The following is a 16,591-nucleotide window of genomic DNA, read 5'->3' as shown; positions in this document are numbered from 1 at the left end:
AAACTATCGTTAAATTTTGTACTGTTATCTTGTGGTCACAGTGCATAATCCATTAAAACAAGGATTGAAACAAAATTTGTTAATGTATTATGAAATATATTTTATTATTTTAGTCACAGTGCATAATCCATTAAAACAAGGATTGAAACTAACATTATAGCCGATACTAACGAGCCTCGTACAAGTCACAGTGCATAATCCATTAAAACAAGGATTGAAACACACCCTATTTGTTAAAAGTATGGGGGTATGATAAAGTCACAGTGCATAATCCATTAAAACAAGGATTGAAACGTAATATTGATTATACATCAGCATACAATCAATATGATAGTCACAGTGCATAATCCATTAAAACAAGGATTGAAACTCTGCAATATCATCAATAGTCATTCCACAAGATTTTGTCACAGTGCATAATCCATTAAAACAAGGATTGAAACGTTCATCTCTTAATCGATTAGGTACATACACATGTCACAGTGCATAATCCATTAAAACAAGGATTGAAACCTACTAAATTTCTTTGTACAATTGAATACAATTTTGTCACAGTGCATAATCCATTAAAACAAGGATTGAAACTGCAGATAAGAGTCTCAGAAAAGCAAGCTAAGTACATCAGTCACAGTGCATAATCCATTAAAACAAGGATTGAAACATATATTCTCCAATTCTTTAGCTTTTTGCTGATTACTATGTCACAGTGCATAATCCATTAAAACAAGGATTGAAACGATTGTATATATATATGATTTGGCAACTCTTCAGATGGTTTGTCACAGTGCATAATCCATTAAAACAAGGATTGAAACTAATTAAATGATACTAACAACATTTTTGTTGTTAAAAGTCACAGTGCATAATCCATTAAAACAAGGATTGAAACCTATTATCACAATGATATATTTTTTTAGCAATGTCTGTAGTCACAGTGCATAATCCATTAAAACAAGGATTGAAACAGCAAGGAACAAGCTGAAATACTTTTAGATAATTTAAAAGTCACAGTGCATAATCCATTAAAACAAGGATTGAAACGTTATTAATATTTCAATTTCACCGCAAATCTTGTATAAGTCACAGTGCATAATCCATTAAAACAAGGATTGAAACATGCTTCGAAGGAAGATCCTGTCACTTCTCCATCAGTCACAGTGCATAATCCATTAAAACAAGGATTGAAACTCAGATACTGAAAGAGAGTGGGGTTTAGTAGACATGGTCACAGTGCATAATCCATTAAAACAAGGATTGAAACCTATATTGTATATAACCCCCGCAAAGTCCGTATTTAAGTCACAGTGCATAATCCATTAAAACAAGGATTGAAACAATCTGTTAAATTGGGAGAATACGGACGGCAACAGGGTCACAGTGCATAATCCATTAAAACAAGGATTGAAACTGGTTTTTCGAAACCTAGACAGATTAATACTGCAAGTGTCACAGTGCATAATCCATTAAAACAAGGATTGAAACATGTCTACAGAAAAGAATATTAAATTAGACGTAGCAGTCACAGTGCATAATCCATTAAAACAAGGAAAATAAAAAAAAAGTATTTAAGTTAATATCGTCTTTTATAACGTCTATAACTTTTTGATACAGAACTTCTATTTTGATATATTACAATTATTAATCCTAAGGTTATTAAGGTTACATATCCAAAAGGTATGTTTTTTATTAAGTTATTAAGTGATTCGCCTATTATAGGTATCTTTAGAATCCAACATTCTATAAATTGATTAGTATTGTCTATTAATCCGCCATTTCCAAATATTGGTACTGCTGATTTTTCAGTCAAATCTTTAGCATCTTTTTCGACTTGCTCTGCTTGTTCATCTTTTCCATAAGTATAAAGTTTAGATGCCTTAAGGAATTCATCTCCTGCTACCTCATAGACTCTAACGATTTCTAAAGTATCATCTACTTCTTCTATTTTATTTTCATTATTATAATCAGTAGATTCGTAAAGTTTTATAAAGCTGTTGTGAAGCTCTGTAAGTAATACAGTACCTTCTTTATAATTTTCAATTGCTTTATCTGCACAGTCTATCGCTTTTGAAGAACTCGCTATTTCTGCTTTTTCTTTATAGTTTTCAGCTGTTGCTATCTTGTTATTTAAACTATTATTTGTAGAGACTAATATATTTAAAACTCTTTCTCTTGACGATTCGTCCCACTCGGAAAGACTACGTAAATCGTCTAATTCTTCTAAAGTTTGACCTGCCACAGTTCTTTCTGAACCGTAAACAAATATTGTAGGTTTATTAATCGTCCATACTGGTATTTTTACGCCATCTGTTCTTGTTATTTCACCGTAAACGATACCGTAAGTTGTAAAGTCTAATAAATCTTCTTCGTTATTAGCTGTGTAACTTGTGTAAATTTGGATAGGGTCAACGCTTGTAAAATAACCCTTTTGAATAGCTTTTTTACTTGATATTTCTATTTCGTGGTTTGTAGTTTCTCTTAATGTTACAATTGCAACATCGTCGTAAATTTTAGCGGGAACTCCTGCACGTGTAAATAATTCACCGCAATTATCTATGTATACATAACGCATATCAGGGCTTCTATTAACTGCATTTACGGGTGAACTCCATAATACGCTTAATATATTACTTGTAGAACCTTGACATACGGATTCATAAGGTATTAATTTATCTCCATCAGATTCTAAATAGTCTACAGGTAATGAACCTTTAGAAAATGAACCTATCATATAGTTTCCGTTTTTGATTCTACCATCTAAACCATTAGTATTTCCTAAATGGTCTACTTGTATATCTTGCCTCTTTCTAACTTCTCTTTGAACTCCATCATCACCAGTTACAGTATATTCGACCCATTTTTCAATGTGTCCGTGAACTTCATAGTATATTTCAAATGGTTCTACATTTGAAGATAATATCTCTTCGATATCTGAGTAATCAACGTTTGCATTTGCAGTAAAGTCTCTAACTCGTACACTATGTGTATCAGGAGCTTTCATTATTGTATCCACTGTATCCGAACCTTCGATTTCATATTCTGAATCATAAGCGTTCTCTAATTGATTAAATGTTTGATTATAGGTTTTATCTAATAAGTAATATTTTATTTCACTATTGTTATTGGATTTAACATATATTTTTACATTTGTTACGTGGAATGAATCCCCAGTACATTTTGTAATTGATAATTTTGTTGGGAAAGCCGAGTATCCATATATTTTATCGGGAGCATATAATCTTGTAGTTATATCATTATTTCCCGAAGTATCGACTGTGTAAACAACCATTTCAGAAGCTGTTTTTTCTTTTAAAAGGTCTAAAAGTTGTTTGGAATCTGTTGTAAAATCATACTCTTTAAAGTCTCTTTTTTCCTCAAGAGTTTGATTAACTACAGTATTGTTTAACATTAATGCTACATCTTCACCAAATACTAATGAGTTCATATAGTCATATGCCTCATAAAATCCAGCTACTGCATATTCTGTCACAGTAAATAATGGATTCGTAATAAATTTCATAGGTGCTAAAACCCAATCGACAGGATTATTAACATCTACGGCATACGTTGGAGAAACTAAAAGTAATAAGGTTAATAAAGCTATTAATCGCTTCATTTTATCACCTTTTTACCTTTCTTTCTACTTCTTAAATAAAGGATTCCACCGCCTAATATAATAATGGTGATTCCACCGATAATTAATGTATTACTACTTATACCGTTTTCATCATCGATAATAGGGATAAATCCTGATGTTTTTATATTTATAGTTATAGTTTCAGAATGTATTTCTTCATTATCTAATATTACTTTAGTTATTGTTGAATAGCTATCGTATTGTAAACTATCTTTTAAATTAGCTATTGCATAAACCGTTTTTGTTTCTTGTGGAGCTATTGAATAAGTTAATTCTGTATTATTTGTTAAACAGCTTTCAGAAGTTCCTTGTAATTTTACAGTATAATATTTTGTTAATGGGTAAGGATTTGTTATTTGTAAAGGGACTCTTAATTCACTTCCTTTCGAAATCTCAAAGCTCTTGGTAGGCACTATTACAGCATTTTTAATATTAAGTGTATACTTAGCTTCGTAATTGTCTGTAGAAATAGTTAATATGTAATCTTTAACTTCTAAGTCAACATCAAAGTTAATAGATTGGTAAGCTCCTAAATCATAGTCTTTTGAATATACGTTCGTATCTTCGTCTTTTAGGAGTATTGAAAGTCTTTGAGCACCACCTGATTTATCAGTTATTTTAATATTATTATTTCCAGCTACTAAACTTGGTATATCAACTTGTATAGGTAATTCTTGTACGTTGTAGTTAATCATTTTATTTTGTACATAGAGTTCTCCGGAATAATCTGCACCGGTTATTCTCATATTTATGTATCTTGAACCGGTTAAAGCTCCTGCAGGTAATCTTAAAGTTAATTCGGTTCCCTCTGTTCCTATAGTTCCTAATTGGTATATATTATCGCTATTTTTAGTTATTTCTTCGATTCCTTTTCTTACAGAAACTGCTTCTGTTGTTGGAAATTCAAGTCTAACGCTTGTAACCTCTTGTACAGGGGCTACGTTCATTTTAACTACAAATTCATTATTTTGATAGGTATTTACGGTGTCTAACTGACTTATTTTAAATATCGATGATTCAGGGAATAAATCAACATTTAAGTTTATAGTTTCATTTTCAATAACTGTTAAAGTTCTTGACTCATTCCAAAAGCCAGCTTTGGAGAATTCTAAAGTATAAGTTCCTACAGGTACGTAAAGTTCTGTATTATTAGTTATAGATTGTATTTTACCGCCTATTTTTAAATTACAGTCGTCTACTATAAGTTTTATAGTACCTCTCGGTAATGGTGTAACTAATCTTTGATTAGCTGTAGGAATATCTACAGCACCTTTTGCTACTAACCATACTATAGAATTTGGCGGTTGTGTTGAATCATAATTGGCAATTATGGATACAGTTCCAGCATTAGTTAATATAGCGTTATAATCTCCATAGACTGTTCCCGAAGTTGAACCCCAGCAACTGACTCCGTCCAAATATACATTTGAACCAGAATAGAGGTATTTACCATATGAAGAACCAAATAAATAAGCTCCGCAAGGTGAATACGATGTATAATTAAAATCTTTACTTGTTTGTGAAGTCATCTTATATATTGTATATTCCGTTAATTCGTTATTTATATACAAATCTACGTTAGAAACAAATAAACTATCTGCTGAATATGACGGATTCACAAATGCTCTAAGTACATCTTTTTCAGTTTGAAAATATACGATATTACCTTGTATTGATTCTATTTGAGGAGTGTATCCTTGCCAAGTGGTATTAAACTTTTGTTGGAGTATATCTTCCGTATAATCTGCGGAAAATTCCATATAATAACCAGTCTGTGCAAAGGCTGAATTTATTGTTATCAGTAAAAATAAAAAGAATAGATAATAATGTTTTTTCATTATCTATCACCATTTTTTACTGTAATTATTGTTACTGTTTCCAAATCCTTTATTATCAAATGTTGGTTTTTTCTTTCTCTTATCGCCAATAAGGCATATACCAACGATTATAAAGGCCATTCCTCCAACGACTACGATACCTAAATTATCATTGATTAAAGTTTCTAATTGAGCTCTTATATCATCATTATCGTCTAAATTTACTAAAATTATTGTTCTATTGTCTAAATTAGTATTATTTGTATCATTAAGAGTATTATTATTAATAGTTTGATTTAAATCGTCATTTGAATTATTTTCAGTATTATTTGTATCATTTATAATTTCAACGGGCACGAATGTTAAATTAATAACCATTGTTTCATTAATATTCAATAATTTAGTTATATTTGTATAATTTAATTTAATAAATGTTAAATTTTTAGTACCATTCAAATTTATGACGTTAGAATCGTTATAAATCCCCAAATCAGTTTGATTGTCATAAATAGTAAACTCATCAACATTTGAGTTCAGAGTTATATTATGAGCAGAAATAGGACTTATAATAACAGTCAATATCATCAATATTGCTAAATGAATTAATCCTTTTTTCATCTATCCACCTCATTTAATCCGATTTTGCCATAGCTACAAGTGTAATGAAACAAGCACCCCAAGCAACGACTTTAATTGTAAATTCATTCAATACATCGAGTTGTAAAAATCCGTAATTGATTATCACAAAAGCAGAAATCAACATACCGATTATTTCGTAAATTGTTAACCTTTTAGACTTAAATTTCCCGAATTTATCACTAAGTGCTACAGCTATGAAAGCTAAAGCGTAAACCCCTATTGAATAATAGATATTTTCAAAGATTATCGCATTAAAAACGATATCGTAAAGAGTAAAAGCACCGGCTAAAATTCCAAACGCTTCCACAGGGCTTATTTTTCCAACAGGGAACAATTCTATTTTATTACCCATTAATTCACCTCGTAAATTAAAATTTGATATTCATATGTTTTATTGAGGGCAATACATCCAATTAGCCAAATTCATTATATAACGTGCTTAAAGCAAGCAAAGTTATTAAACAGATTACTCCACCGACTATAACGTCAACAGAGCCACTACCTACTGCAGGAGCTACAAAACTTAGTATGAACGCCATTACTTTGGTTAGTAATGAAGGAATTATAAATACTAAAAGCCAAGCTAAAGAAAGCGTATCCATAGCAGTTTTCCTTTTAGCGGTTGCATATAAAATAAATCCGCACACGACGACCCCGAAATAGCCTACACCCTCAATAAGTGTGCCTACAATCGTACCAAGTCCAGCAGGTATCACGCTTAAAAAGTCGGAGAATACAGTTCCTAAAGCAATTCCACAGCCTACAACGTAAGCCAAGAACCTAAAACTTGAAGAATTTACCTTAGGTTTATAACTGCCTCCACCTCCCCTGTAATTATTATATTTATTGTTTGGATATCCCATTTTTTCCTCCTTAAAGTACCAATTAGTTTTATTTTTAGTTTATCTTAGTAATTTAGATTTATTTTAGGTTATTTCCGTTTAGGTGCAATATGAAATAATGAAAATTAATAACGTCTTCTTTTAGGCCTTTTCCTCCAAATCTTACCAGTTGGGCGGGAGTAAGAAATGAAAAATGCTAAAATCATTAAAACGGCAACGAGCAAAACACAGACCTCATCTATCGACCAACCTATAAACAATCCGAAAGATTGTAAAAATTCAGCTACTTTGGCTCTATACCACGCCGTAGGTGCGAGAACGGAAGCTATTATAAGCAATACAGAAGCCATAGGAACTGCCAATTTATTAACTAAATATCTAATAATCACTTATTGTAATCACCTCTTAAAGCTCTAATTAAGAGTTATTTCGAAAAAAGTATTTAAATAAACGGTTTATATCCTAAAAACCGGATATTAGGATATTAAAATATTTTAAATTTGAAATATATCATATTTTTATACAATTAATTAGATAAGATAATAAACTAATTATATTGTTAAAAAGGTGGTACAATGGGCACATACAATTCCGCAATCATTTCAAGTGCGAAAAGACGTAAATTAAAAAACACATCCTCGGTACTTTCTCGATATAAAATTGATTTAAATAATTCAGATGATTTAGCAGTGCAAGAACAAAATGATTATATAAAAATCTCTAAAGATAGAGAATTAGAAAAATATGAAGATTTACACGTTTCACGTCAAAAATTAGTAGATTTATTAGCTGATGCAATTATTAATATAGAAAACGATGACAATAGTACAGTAATAGGAGTGACTGGCGAATGGGGTTGTGGTAAAACTTCAATATTTAATGCAATGAAAAAAATTTTTTCAGAAAATGAAAAAGCTAAAAACGAAATAACGACAATGGATTTTAACCCATGGTATTTTGAAAATGAATATTCGTTGATATCTGCATTTTTTGAAAAAATGTATCAAACTATTATTAAAGTATCAGATCATAAAAAGGTTATTTTGGAAGATGTGGGATTTATTACAAACTTACTTGGAAAATTAGTAGGTAATGGATGGAGTGTTTTATCAGGCGATGACGTTTATAGAAATATAAGTAAAGAAAATGAAGAAAAATTTGAAAATTTTAAAAAATATGGTTCAGAAGACCATGATATTTTTATATTAAGAGATAAATTATCTAACTATTTAAAAGAATTAGATAAAAAAATAGTTATTTTTATAGATGATTTGGACAGATTAACTGGCGAACAAATCAAATTAATGTTTAAATTAATTAAATGTATAGCAGACTTTCCAAATATCGTTTATATTTTAGGTTATGATAAAAAAATAGTGTCCAAAGCTCTTGCTGATGTACAATGTAGTCCTGAACATGAATATGTAGAAGAAGGACGTAAAAGAATACTTAATAATAAATTAGGAGCCGAATATATTAAAAAAATAATTCAGGTAGAATATTCTGTCCCTGAACTTTCAAAAAATGAATTAATAAGAGATTTTTTAGAAAAAATAATTGAAAATAATAAAGAATTACAACAATATGACTACGAAGAGTTAATTTATTCATTTGAAATATTAAAAACATTGCGAAACCAACGAGATTTTAACAGATTACACAATATGTTTTCTTTTGAATATGGTATTGTAAAAGAAGAAATTAACCCATTTGAATTTTTAGGATTATCTATACTTAAATACAATTATTCTAAAATATATAAACTTATTAGTGAATATACTTATTATATGGACAATAGAAAAAATAGTCAATCAAATTATGAAGTACCACAATATAAGGAATACGTGGAAAAAATAAATAAATTACTAATTGAAGTTGAAGATGAAGAATATAAAGAAATTTTAAAAAATTTTATGGGAATTTTAATTCCTAATAGTATTGAACAAAATACAATTCCAAAGAATTTATTATTACAGGAACGAAACTACGTATTTAGAACTTATGACTTTGGAGAATCTAAGGATATATTAAATATAAAAAATATGGGTAAATATTTTAAATTAAATCATTATACGAAACCAAAAGAAGATATTATACATATATTATCTTCAAAAGATACATTAAATAGTTTTAAAAAATTAAATAAAGAATTAAAAGATAATAAAATTAACATTGATGAAGGAAATACATTTTCAAATATCGTTGTAAAATTAGCAAATAATAGCTCAGAACTTAATTATGTACCATCCCCCAATTACCGTGGATTAATGGAATTACTACTAAATCCCAAATATTGCGATAATGTAAATCCGTTAAAAACAAAAATGATTGTAGATACAGTTTATAAATTATCTGAAATAAACTTTAACGCATTATATACAATTTTAGATAATAATCTACAAGATAATCAAGATAAAAATACATTACCTAATGAGGTAACTATAAAATTAATTTGTAAATTACATACTAAACAGCCCAATATAAGCACTGAATCAATCACACAATTGAACAATTTAAAAAATAAATTTGTTAAGATTTTAGAAGATTACGAATTATCAACTAATGACGATATTGTTTATATTATGGAAGTCTTGCAAATGGTTAATAGTACAAAAGTACAAAATAAATTTACTAACTTATCCCGAGAATTAACTATCGAATATATAATAAGATATGTAAATCAAAATTACGATATAAGGAATAATGGATATTATAACAAAAAAATACTTTCAGAAGATGCTCGAAATTTTGATAATATGTGTGTATTCTTTAAAAATGGATTACCTAAAACTCATATTAAAAATTGGTTAGATGATGATAATAACAAAAACGAAAAAGAATATAAGATAATATCTGAAATATATAATAAAATTAAGTAATCATTTCTTTTTCTTTTCTTTTGATTGTTTAATTGTATCTAAGTGTTTATAAAATCTTTCTTTACGTCCCCTATTTTCTTTTAAACGTTCTTGTTTGTTGAATTTATCAGTAGGGTGTTTTACATATAGTTTTTTACCCATTAAAGAAACAATGAACATTTTATCATTTTTAGCTAAAATGGGGGCTGGATTAAAGAATGTTCTAAAATCTTTATCTAATAATAAATAAGATGGTGAAGAACTTACAATTATAGGTATATTGGTTCTAACTTCCTGTAATAATTTCATAAATTCTTTATTTTGAACTGTTGCAAAGTCTCTTTTATTAAATTTAGTTCCAAAATCATCTAAAAAGAGACAATCACAAATATCTATATCTTCAACGTCATAAGCGAAGATAGTAGAATAAGAAGTATGTTTTTTAATTTCTTCATACATACCTCTTAAACAGGTTGTTTTTCCCATACCTCTCGCCCCATATATTATAAAAGCTAAATGTGATACTTTTTCCTTTTTTAGTTTTATTAACTCCGATATGGTTAAATAATCATTATTCATTAGCTTCTAACCTCTTAGTTTCCATTAATTCGACAACTTTTTCCCAGTCTTCTAATTCTGCAGTTTGTGTTAAATAACCCATTTTTTCAGGTTTTCTATTTGCTATCATTTCAGCCCTTTTTTTAATGAACTGATTTCTTATGTCTTCAGGACACATTGAAATGTACAATTTTTCATACTTCGTTAAATTATCGCAGTTAGCTATTAGGCTGACCATCTCCATTAGTTGCTCCTTCTCCATTTTCTACCTCGTTTTTAGTTTCTACTTTGTAATTATCGTCTTCTTCCTCAACCATATCCTTAAAATGTTCTACTATAAAGTCTGAATACTGTTGTGTGTTTGGTAATGTACTCATAATTACATTTACACCGTGCTGTGCTAAATTCACAACGTCGTTACCTCTTGCATTTTTAAGTTTGCAAATTTCTCCATATAATTTGTATAATCTATCATTTAAAGCTTCTAAAGAGCCTTTTAAATGTACACTTTCTTGTATTTCTTTATCCATTATTTTAGAGTGTTCTACAGTTATTTTACCCGTTATTGTACCTTTTATATAATCTCTTAAATAATCTTGTAGTTTTTCTAATTTTGTAAGTATTCTATTCCAGAACGTTTCTTCATTGTAAACTTTTGTTGGGTATTCTTCTACTTCATAACTTGTTATTTCGTATAGTTCACCGTCAAAATCAAGTAAATCATCGTATAACTTAGAGTTATTAACTTTAGGTAGTATTATCTCTTTTATTTTATTGTCAATCCATCTAACTATTATTTTTGATTCCTTTTCCACGTAAGGAACTCTTAAAAGTTTTCTATAGTTATTTTCAAAGTCATAGTGTAATAAACTTATGTATTTTACATTAAATAGTTTAAATCCTATTGTATATCCTATAACAGTTATTATAGGTATTATCCAGTTTCCATAACTAAAAATAATGTGTATTCCATAGTAATTATTGTAAATCATTATTAGTAGGCAATCTATTATTACATTTAGTATTATTACAGGATATGCCTGTGCCACCCTATCCATAAGTAAATTTTCAATTAATAGTTTTTTTGTTATTATTAAGCTAATTATAAAGAATATCGTAGCTACTGCTACCATTTGAGCTGAAAAGAATGTTATAGCATAAATAGATGCAAGATAGATTTTATCAGGTAAGGTTAAAGATGTTGCATCTTTTTTATAAAGTATCATTCCATTATCGTTATAAAGTGCTATGAAGAATTTACCGCCCTTTAGTTTAACGTTGTTAAATGTATAGTTGTTTTTACCAGCTTCTACGTAAATTGTTTTAAAGTTCTGTCCGTAAACGTCATAAGTGTTTACAGTTTTTAAATTGCCATCGTAATTATCGATTATTAATGTTAATTCATTTGTTGACTCATTAAAATAGTGTGAAGTAATCTTAAAATTGTCCATACTACCGTCTGTAGTATCTTCTACTTCGGAATCTCCAAAGTAGTCATAGGCATTAACTGTATTCGTTAAAAAAAATAAAAATAAAAGTATGTATATTTTTCTCTTTATATTATCCCTCTACGCTCGTATCTCGTAATTAACTTCATTATCGTTTAGTCTTTGTTTCCATGTGATTATAAATAAATCTCCGTAGATTGAAACGTCATTTATTTGTCTTATAAATCTTCTGCCGTCTGTTGACCTTATTATTATAGCTAAATCTTTTAAAGTTCCGTCTGCAAATTCTTTTAATACTTTAAATCTGCTACCGCCGTCGTTATTTCTAACAGTATTGTTCTTTTTATCGCTACACTCTTTATCGAAGTATTTTGAACTTGAATTAAATTCTACTGCTATCATTGTACCTACTCTTTGAGTTCTTTTTTAGATAAGTAAATCAATATGGCATTACAGGTAATTATTATGTAGATATAAACCATATTTTGAATTGTAATCGTTTGTGATAATATATAGAGTGTAAATAAGATAGTTATAATGTTAGAAATGTAAATTATCAAGTTATTATATCTCGTTTTATCAAACTGTAATTTGAAATTCAAATTATCACCTATTTAAATTCAAATTTTTTAAGTTCTTCTTTGGTTAATATTGTTAAATTATCGTTTTTTAATTCACAAATTTTAATATCTACTGCCAATACTGTTATTTTACCCTCATTTTTAATCCAACCATATCCGCCGTAATCTTTATTTTTAAAAGAAAAACCTATATCTTTTAAAAATTCTCTAAATTCGTATAGCTTTTTTTCTCTTTCGTCTGCATCCTCATTTCCTGTGTCATTCAATTTTACCCATTCTGTTAATCTTTCTTGAAGTTGGGAATTTTCATTAACTTTGTAGTAAACGTACATTTAACCACCTAACCGTTAATCCATTCTATGTTATTGTATTCTTCAGTGGTATACCAAGATTGAAAAGATGCGTAAAGCACATTTGCAGGGTAGATTTTTTCGACGATTTCTAAAATTTTGTAAAGTTCTTCAGCCCTAACTTCTGTAATGGTTGGGCTTGTAAGTAATAAATCGATTGAGGTCATCTTGTTAAATCCCATTCCGTTAGGTAATATTTCTAATTCTGAACAAGTGGCTCCTTTAAAATATAAATCGATTGAATACACTATTTCTTTAGTGTTAACTACTACATTGTAGCCCATTTCGTTAAGTTTTGCTCCAAGTTTTAAAATATCCTTGTTAATTTGAGCTAAATTTTTACGGGTGTATCTCATCTTTTTCACCTATTACCAATTTTCTACAATATAACCTTCTTTTGATGTCAAATACTGCGAATCTATTTTAATATAAATTTCATCTTCAATTTGACTAAATCCTGGCCTATAGACTACACTTTTTGAGATATTTAAGCCATCCTGTATTTCAAACATTTTTTCTATGGAAATAGATGGGATTCCGTTAAATTCTTCGTAGCAAGTCGTTCCTTTAATTGGCACATACTCGTCATTAAAAAGCCTGTGGTCGTTAGGACTTTCAGATGCACTAAATCCAGTAATCCAAAACGCTAATCCGTAATTTTTATAGCAGTAAGAACAGTCGTTCCCGATGTGTTTTTTACCATATTCCTTTGCTTTTTCTTCGATATCTTGTTTAGTTTGCAAATATTCTTTAGCTGTATTATATTGTGTACTATCTTTTTCTAATCTAAACCAATTACTCATTTTAAAACCTCCAAAATTCTTCGTCAGTCATTTTTAAAGATAATTCTACTTCATCGTTGCATTTATCTCCAAAAGCTCCGAATAGTTCTATTATTCCCACTGGTTCGGATTTTTCACCGATTAAATTTCTTTCAATTAAATCTTTGAATAATTTATCAAAAATTTCTTTTTGCTGTTCTTCTGTGAGATTTCCAAAATAATAATCCCATTTAGAGTTTGTTTTTACAATTGTACTATCGTAATTCTTCACAATCTCCATTTTTAACCTCATTGAAATACAAATATTTGTTAAAAAATTAATAACGGTTTTTAAAAGTATTATTTAATAATTAATTGATAATTAATTGATAATTTAATCAATAAATCGCTAAAACTAAGTTAAAATAATTATAAATAAATATTATAGTTAATTAGAAATTAAACAGGAATTAATTAGAAATTAAAGTTTTAATTCTTCCCAAACTACCGGATTTGTTCTTAAATCATAATCTTTAGGTCTTTGGGAAATTATAACATAATTCCAGCCGTCAATCTTACCTAAAATTTCAAGACCTAAGTTATTACCTTGTCTCGTTGGCACGCATAAATCGACTGTTGCAGGAAAACTATATCCTTTGTAGATTATTTTTTGAGGTAAGGGCGTATCTTCTTTATTTATCAAATAGTTGGCTCTTCTATGTGCAATTTGTTTTAAAGAGTCGCTTACAAATCTAACCGAACGCCCAAATTCTAAGTTATTACTTAAAATACATTTATTGTTGGCTATTATTTCCATATTCTTCCTCTAATTGGTCATCCCCTAATTGCCATATTGAATGGTCATCGACTCGTCCACAGTGTTCGCAAACGTGCCTATGCTTCGTTTCGTCGTATCTCATTACGCTATTACAAACTGGGCAAACATAGCACCCTTGTAGGGATAACCTTATTTTTTGTACCGTATCACTCCAACGCCAAAGGCCACGCTTACCACCCAATTCCTTTTCAAGTGGCACGATTAAACCTTTTGATTTTAACCGTTCTCGGACTCCTTTGGAATTTCTATCGAATTTTAAAACGTAAGATTTGCCGTAAAGCACTGTTTTAACATAATCAAGGGGTAATCTCCACCAATCCGCATAATCTTGTAGGACACTTTCGCCGGATAATTTTAAAGGTCGCATAGTCTCAAAATCAAATCCAAAATGGGCATAACTTTCATTAACCCCCTCAAATATGCTAAGTGGTAAGTATCGGATATCTTCAACTATCCACTGTCGAGAGAGCTCAGAATGCCACGTAAATTCGTGACGATTTATACCTGCCCCTTTTTGATATCGTTTAAATTGAACCTTGTTTCCTTTTTTGGGGGATGTGTAATACTCCGTTTGGGTAAGGTCGCCATAAACCTTTAAATAGTTATTTCTTCTCGCTTCAGTGATATAATTAAATTGCAAACTTTCACAATTCAACCATTCAACACAAACCTCCGCACTTTGAACAGATACCTCAATGAGCTTGTCATATGTCATTTCTACCCTATCAAGGTCTCTTTTAAGTTTTTCAATATCAATACCAAATAATTCTTTTAGATAATAATTGTATTCACGTTTATATTCATCTATTCGATTTATAAACAATCTTGAATACTCTTTTAGTAGTGTATTGTTTTTATCTTCCCTTATTGAAATCGGCAATACATTATCATCTCGGTATGATGAATTATAAGGATTTAAACCGTGTTCGTGCATATAAAGCCGGTTCATATTGAAATAACCCCTTGCTACGTGCGGTTGTCTGAAACTTATTGAAATAGAAGCTATTTCTTCACCTTGCAAGTTAGATTCAAGTTTTCCGTCTTCCCAAACTTCTACGGGTATCCTAAAGTGAAAGTCTCCAGTTTTACCCCCGTTCTTTTTTTCAGTTATTCTTTGGACGAATTGCGGATAATTCTTCTTTAAGTTCTCGTAAATAGTTTTATTAAATCCATTACCTAAAACTGAAAATAAAAAAGGACATTGTATAGATACATAAACTCTATCAATTACTATCCTTTTATCATATTTCTTAGCGTAACCATCGTCAAATTTAATTTTGTTAATATTAACGCTCATTTTACCGCCCAAGACCGTTTATTCATCTTTATTCATCTTCTGAAAATATTTCCATTACTTTAACTTCACTAACTCCCAAATCGTTCGCAATTTTTCTAAGACTGTCAAATCCCACACCAGTGGCTTTTAATCGTCTCAATTCTTTTAAAACTGCTTTTTCATAACCGACTAATACGGAATTTCGGAAATCGTTGTTTTCTTCGTAGGCTTTAACCATTTTTAAGAAATCAATGTATGATAAATAAACTTCTTTGGTTTTTTCCTTTGAAACACAGTTTGCATACGACCTAATTACAACATAACCGCTTCTATCAGGGTCAAATGCGTTTATAATCTTAGTTTCTTCGTCATCTTCGGCAATAAAAGGATAGGCAGTAGCAGAGCCATAACCTAAATTAATTCGTGCAGGTCTTGGAATGGATTTTAAATCAATCGTAGCCATTTAACCCACCTAAGCATTTTGTTTATTGTTGTGTTCCTTTGAATAGTCTTTTACAAGCTCGTAAGCTTTATTAACAAGTTCTTTAGAGATTCCTAAATCTTTTGCCACTAAATCGATGGCACTTTCTGTAACTCCTTGATTTATCAATTTGATGATTTCCCAAATTTTACCATTTGATGCACATTTATCGAAAAATTTCTTAAATTCTTCGTTCTTTTCTCTTTCATTCACTAATTCAGAAATCATTGATATTGGAATGTTTGCTATGTATTTTGTTTTTCCGTTGCTCTCGAATGACTTTACCATATCTAAAAATAAGGTAACTGTACCCTCTTTGTCTTCATTGTAAATGTCATATTTTCCTGTTTTTTCGTTCTTATCTTTTCCTTTTTCCACGATTAAAGTTACAGAATTACCGAATGATTTTCCAAAAAATTCCGCTTTATTTTCGTTCAATCTCATATTTGCACCTTTTGCATTATTTTTTGTTAATTTCGTTATTTTATTTTGTATTTTAGTTTATAAT

20 protein-coding genes and 1 CRISPR repeat array (1 of these 21 cut by a window edge) are annotated in these 16,591 nt (G+C 29.5%); of the genes, 2 read left to right on the top strand and 18 right to left on the bottom strand.

Translation table 11 applies throughout. The features are described from left to right. Positions 1 to 1,555: direct repeats of the CRISPR family, unit length 37 nt; unit sequence GTCACAGTGCATAATCCATTAAAACAAGGATTGAAAC (it extends 1,089 nt beyond the left edge of the window). 15 nt (positions 1,556 to 1,570) lie between these two features. The 5 genes from J3E06_RS05925 to J3E06_RS05905 form a co-directional block, all read right to left on the bottom strand. Beyond that, a complete protein-coding gene (locus J3E06_RS05925; protein WP_013179703.1) occupies positions 1,571 to 3,613 on the bottom strand; it encodes a hypothetical protein in 2,043 nt (680 codons plus the stop codon). Continuing rightward, positions 3,610 to 5,472 carry a carboxypeptidase-like regulatory domain-containing protein gene (locus J3E06_RS05920; RefSeq protein WP_013179702.1) on the bottom strand — a complete coding sequence of 621 codons (1,863 nt, stop codon included), beginning with the start codon at positions 5,470 to 5,472 and terminating at the stop codon, positions 3,610 to 3,612. The genes J3E06_RS05925 and J3E06_RS05920 overlap by 4 nt, the downstream gene beginning before the upstream one ends. Before the next feature lie 6 nt (positions 5,473 to 5,478). Beyond that, a complete protein-coding gene (locus J3E06_RS05915; RefSeq protein ID WP_013179701.1) occupies positions 5,479 to 6,069 on the bottom strand; it encodes a hypothetical protein in 591 nt (196 codons plus the stop codon). A gap of 13 nt (positions 6,070 to 6,082) precedes the next feature. Beyond that, a complete protein-coding gene (locus J3E06_RS05910; RefSeq protein ID WP_013179700.1) occupies positions 6,083 to 6,442 on the bottom strand; it encodes a hypothetical protein in 360 nt (119 codons plus the stop codon). 61 nt (positions 6,443 to 6,503) lie between these two features. Continuing rightward, positions 6,504 to 6,953 (bottom strand): hypothetical protein, encoded by a 450-nt coding sequence (locus J3E06_RS05905; protein WP_013179699.1) that lies wholly within the window; start codon positions 6,951 to 6,953, stop codon positions 6,504 to 6,506. A gap of 165 nt (positions 6,954 to 7,118) precedes the next feature. On the opposite strand from J3E06_RS05905, the gene J3E06_RS05900 reads away from it, so the two are divergent. Together J3E06_RS05900 and J3E06_RS05895 are read left to right on the top strand one after the other, a co-directional pair. Further along, on the top strand, positions 7,119 to 7,349 hold the full coding sequence (locus J3E06_RS05900; RefSeq protein ID WP_013179698.1) for a hypothetical protein: 231 nt from the start codon (positions 7,119 to 7,121) through the stop codon (positions 7,347 to 7,349). A 158-nt stretch (positions 7,350 to 7,507) separates the two neighbouring features. Continuing rightward, complete coding sequence (locus tag J3E06_RS05895; RefSeq protein WP_013179697.1) at positions 7,508 to 9,811, top strand: KAP family P-loop NTPase fold protein; 2,304 nt, start codon at positions 7,508 to 7,510, stop codon at positions 9,809 to 9,811. Here J3E06_RS05895 and J3E06_RS05890 read toward each other — a convergent pair whose 3' ends face one another. The 13 genes from J3E06_RS05890 to J3E06_RS05830 form a co-directional block, all read right to left on the bottom strand. Beyond that, entirely contained in the window at positions 9,812 to 10,276 is a 465-nt protein-coding gene (locus J3E06_RS05890) for a hypothetical protein (RefSeq protein WP_259164644.1), read from the bottom strand. An 85-nt stretch (positions 10,277 to 10,361) separates the two neighbouring features. Next, the gene (locus tag J3E06_RS05885) at positions 10,362 to 10,592 is read right to left on the bottom strand and encodes a hypothetical protein (RefSeq protein WP_048187046.1); all 231 of its coding nucleotides are present in this window, start codon (positions 10,590 to 10,592) and stop codon (positions 10,362 to 10,364) included. Further along, positions 10,567 to 11,799: a hypothetical protein gene (locus tag J3E06_RS05880; protein ID WP_048187042.1), complete on the bottom strand. Its 1,233-nt coding sequence runs from the start codon at positions 11,797 to 11,799 to the stop codon at positions 10,567 to 10,569. The genes J3E06_RS05885 and J3E06_RS05880 overlap by 26 nt, the downstream gene beginning before the upstream one ends. 117 nt (positions 11,800 to 11,916) lie before the next feature. Beyond that, positions 11,917 to 12,198, bottom strand: a complete 282-nt coding sequence (locus J3E06_RS05875; RefSeq protein WP_013179693.1) for a hypothetical protein — start codon at positions 12,196 to 12,198, stop codon at positions 11,917 to 11,919. Positions 12,199 to 12,203: 5 nt separating this feature from the next. After that, positions 12,204 to 12,398: a hypothetical protein gene (locus J3E06_RS05870; protein ID WP_157209397.1), complete on the bottom strand. Its 195-nt coding sequence runs from the start codon at positions 12,396 to 12,398 to the stop codon at positions 12,204 to 12,206. Between the two features lie 8 nt (positions 12,399 to 12,406). After that, positions 12,407 to 12,709, bottom strand: a complete 303-nt coding sequence (locus J3E06_RS05865) for a hypothetical protein (protein WP_013179692.1) — start codon at positions 12,707 to 12,709, stop codon at positions 12,407 to 12,409. Between the two features lie 8 nt (positions 12,710 to 12,717). Continuing rightward, positions 12,718 to 13,083, bottom strand: coding sequence for a hypothetical protein (locus tag J3E06_RS05860; RefSeq protein WP_013179691.1), 366 nt, complete (start codon positions 13,081 to 13,083; stop codon positions 12,718 to 12,720). A 12-nt stretch (positions 13,084 to 13,095) separates the two neighbouring features. Beyond that, a complete protein-coding gene (locus J3E06_RS05855; RefSeq protein ID WP_013179690.1) occupies positions 13,096 to 13,530 on the bottom strand; it encodes a hypothetical protein in 435 nt (144 codons plus the stop codon). 1 nt (position 13,531) lies between these two features. Then, positions 13,532 to 13,789, bottom strand: coding sequence for a hypothetical protein (locus tag J3E06_RS05850; RefSeq protein ID WP_013179689.1), 258 nt, complete (start codon positions 13,787 to 13,789; stop codon positions 13,532 to 13,534). Between the two features lie 180 nt (positions 13,790 to 13,969). Then, complete coding sequence (locus tag J3E06_RS05845; protein WP_013179688.1) at positions 13,970 to 14,305, bottom strand: hypothetical protein; 336 nt, start codon at positions 14,303 to 14,305, stop codon at positions 13,970 to 13,972. After that, positions 14,283 to 15,623, bottom strand: coding sequence for a zinc ribbon domain-containing protein (locus J3E06_RS05840; protein WP_013179687.1), 1,341 nt, complete (start codon positions 15,621 to 15,623; stop codon positions 14,283 to 14,285). The genes J3E06_RS05845 and J3E06_RS05840 overlap by 23 nt, the downstream gene beginning before the upstream one ends. A gap of 28 nt (positions 15,624 to 15,651) precedes the next feature. Then, positions 15,652 to 16,065 carry a hypothetical protein gene (locus J3E06_RS05835; RefSeq protein WP_013179686.1) on the bottom strand — a complete coding sequence of 138 codons (414 nt, stop codon included), beginning with the start codon at positions 16,063 to 16,065 and terminating at the stop codon, positions 15,652 to 15,654. A 9-nt stretch (positions 16,066 to 16,074) separates the two neighbouring features. Further along, a complete protein-coding gene (locus J3E06_RS05830; RefSeq protein WP_013179685.1) occupies positions 16,075 to 16,527 on the bottom strand; it encodes a hypothetical protein in 453 nt (150 codons plus the stop codon). Positions 16,528 to 16,591 lie beyond the last annotated feature (64 nt).

Source organism: Methanococcus voltae (assembly GCF_024807655.1).
Taxonomy (GTDB): domain Archaea; phylum AGJL01; class Methanococci; order Methanococcales; family Methanococcaceae; genus Methanococcus; species Methanococcus voltae_D.
This window is presented reverse-complemented; position numbering and strand designations above follow the sequence as displayed.

Coding starts and splice junctions, on each gene's coding strand:
- J3E06_RS05925 (WP_013179703.1), bottom strand. CDS start 3,613: ATGAAGCGATTAATAGCTTTATTAACCTTATTACTTTTAGTTTCTCCA.
- J3E06_RS05920 (WP_013179702.1), bottom strand. CDS start 5,472: ATGAAAAAACATTATTATCTATTCTTTTTATTTTTACTGATAACAATA.
- J3E06_RS05915 (WP_013179701.1), bottom strand. CDS start 6,069: ATGAAAAAAGGATTAATTCATTTAGCAATATTGATGATATTGACTGTT.
- J3E06_RS05910 (WP_013179700.1), bottom strand. CDS start 6,442: ATGGGTAATAAAATAGAATTGTTCCCTGTTGGAAAAATAAGCCCTGTG.
- J3E06_RS05905 (WP_013179699.1), bottom strand. CDS start 6,953: ATGGGATATCCAAACAATAAATATAATAATTACAGGGGAGGTGGAGGC.
- J3E06_RS05900 (WP_013179698.1), top strand. CDS start 7,119: ATGAAAAATGCTAAAATCATTAAAACGGCAACGAGCAAAACACAGACC.
- J3E06_RS05895 (WP_013179697.1), top strand. CDS start 7,508: ATGGGCACATACAATTCCGCAATCATTTCAAGTGCGAAAAGACGTAAA.
- J3E06_RS05890 (WP_259164644.1), bottom strand. CDS start 10,276: ATGGGAAAAACAACCTGTTTAAGAGGTATGTATGAAGAAATTAAAAAA.
- J3E06_RS05885 (WP_048187046.1), bottom strand. CDS start 10,592: ATGGAGATGGTCAGCCTAATAGCTAACTGCGATAATTTAACGAAGTAT.
- J3E06_RS05880 (WP_048187042.1), bottom strand. CDS start 11,799: ATGGACAATTTTAAGATTACTTCACACTATTTTAATGAGTCAACAAAT.
- J3E06_RS05875 (WP_013179693.1), bottom strand. CDS start 12,198: ATGATAGCAGTAGAATTTAATTCAAGTTCAAAATACTTCGATAAAGAG.
- J3E06_RS05865 (WP_013179692.1), bottom strand. CDS start 12,709: ATGTACGTTTACTACAAAGTTAATGAAAATTCCCAACTTCAAGAAAGA.
- J3E06_RS05860 (WP_013179691.1), bottom strand. CDS start 13,083: ATGAGATACACCCGTAAAAATTTAGCTCAAATTAACAAGGATATTTTA.
- J3E06_RS05855 (WP_013179690.1), bottom strand. CDS start 13,530: ATGAGTAATTGGTTTAGATTAGAAAAAGATAGTACACAATATAATACA.
- J3E06_RS05850 (WP_013179689.1), bottom strand. CDS start 13,789: ATGGAGATTGTGAAGAATTACGATAGTACAATTGTAAAAACAAACTCT.
- J3E06_RS05845 (WP_013179688.1), bottom strand. CDS start 14,305: ATGGAAATAATAGCCAACAATAAATGTATTTTAAGTAATAACTTAGAA.
- J3E06_RS05840 (WP_013179687.1), bottom strand. CDS start 15,623: ATGAGCGTTAATATTAACAAAATTAAATTTGACGATGGTTACGCTAAG.
- J3E06_RS05835 (WP_013179686.1), bottom strand. CDS start 16,065: ATGGCTACGATTGATTTAAAATCCATTCCAAGACCTGCACGAATTAAT.
- J3E06_RS05830 (WP_013179685.1), bottom strand. CDS start 16,527: ATGAGATTGAACGAAAATAAAGCGGAATTTTTTGGAAAATCATTCGGT.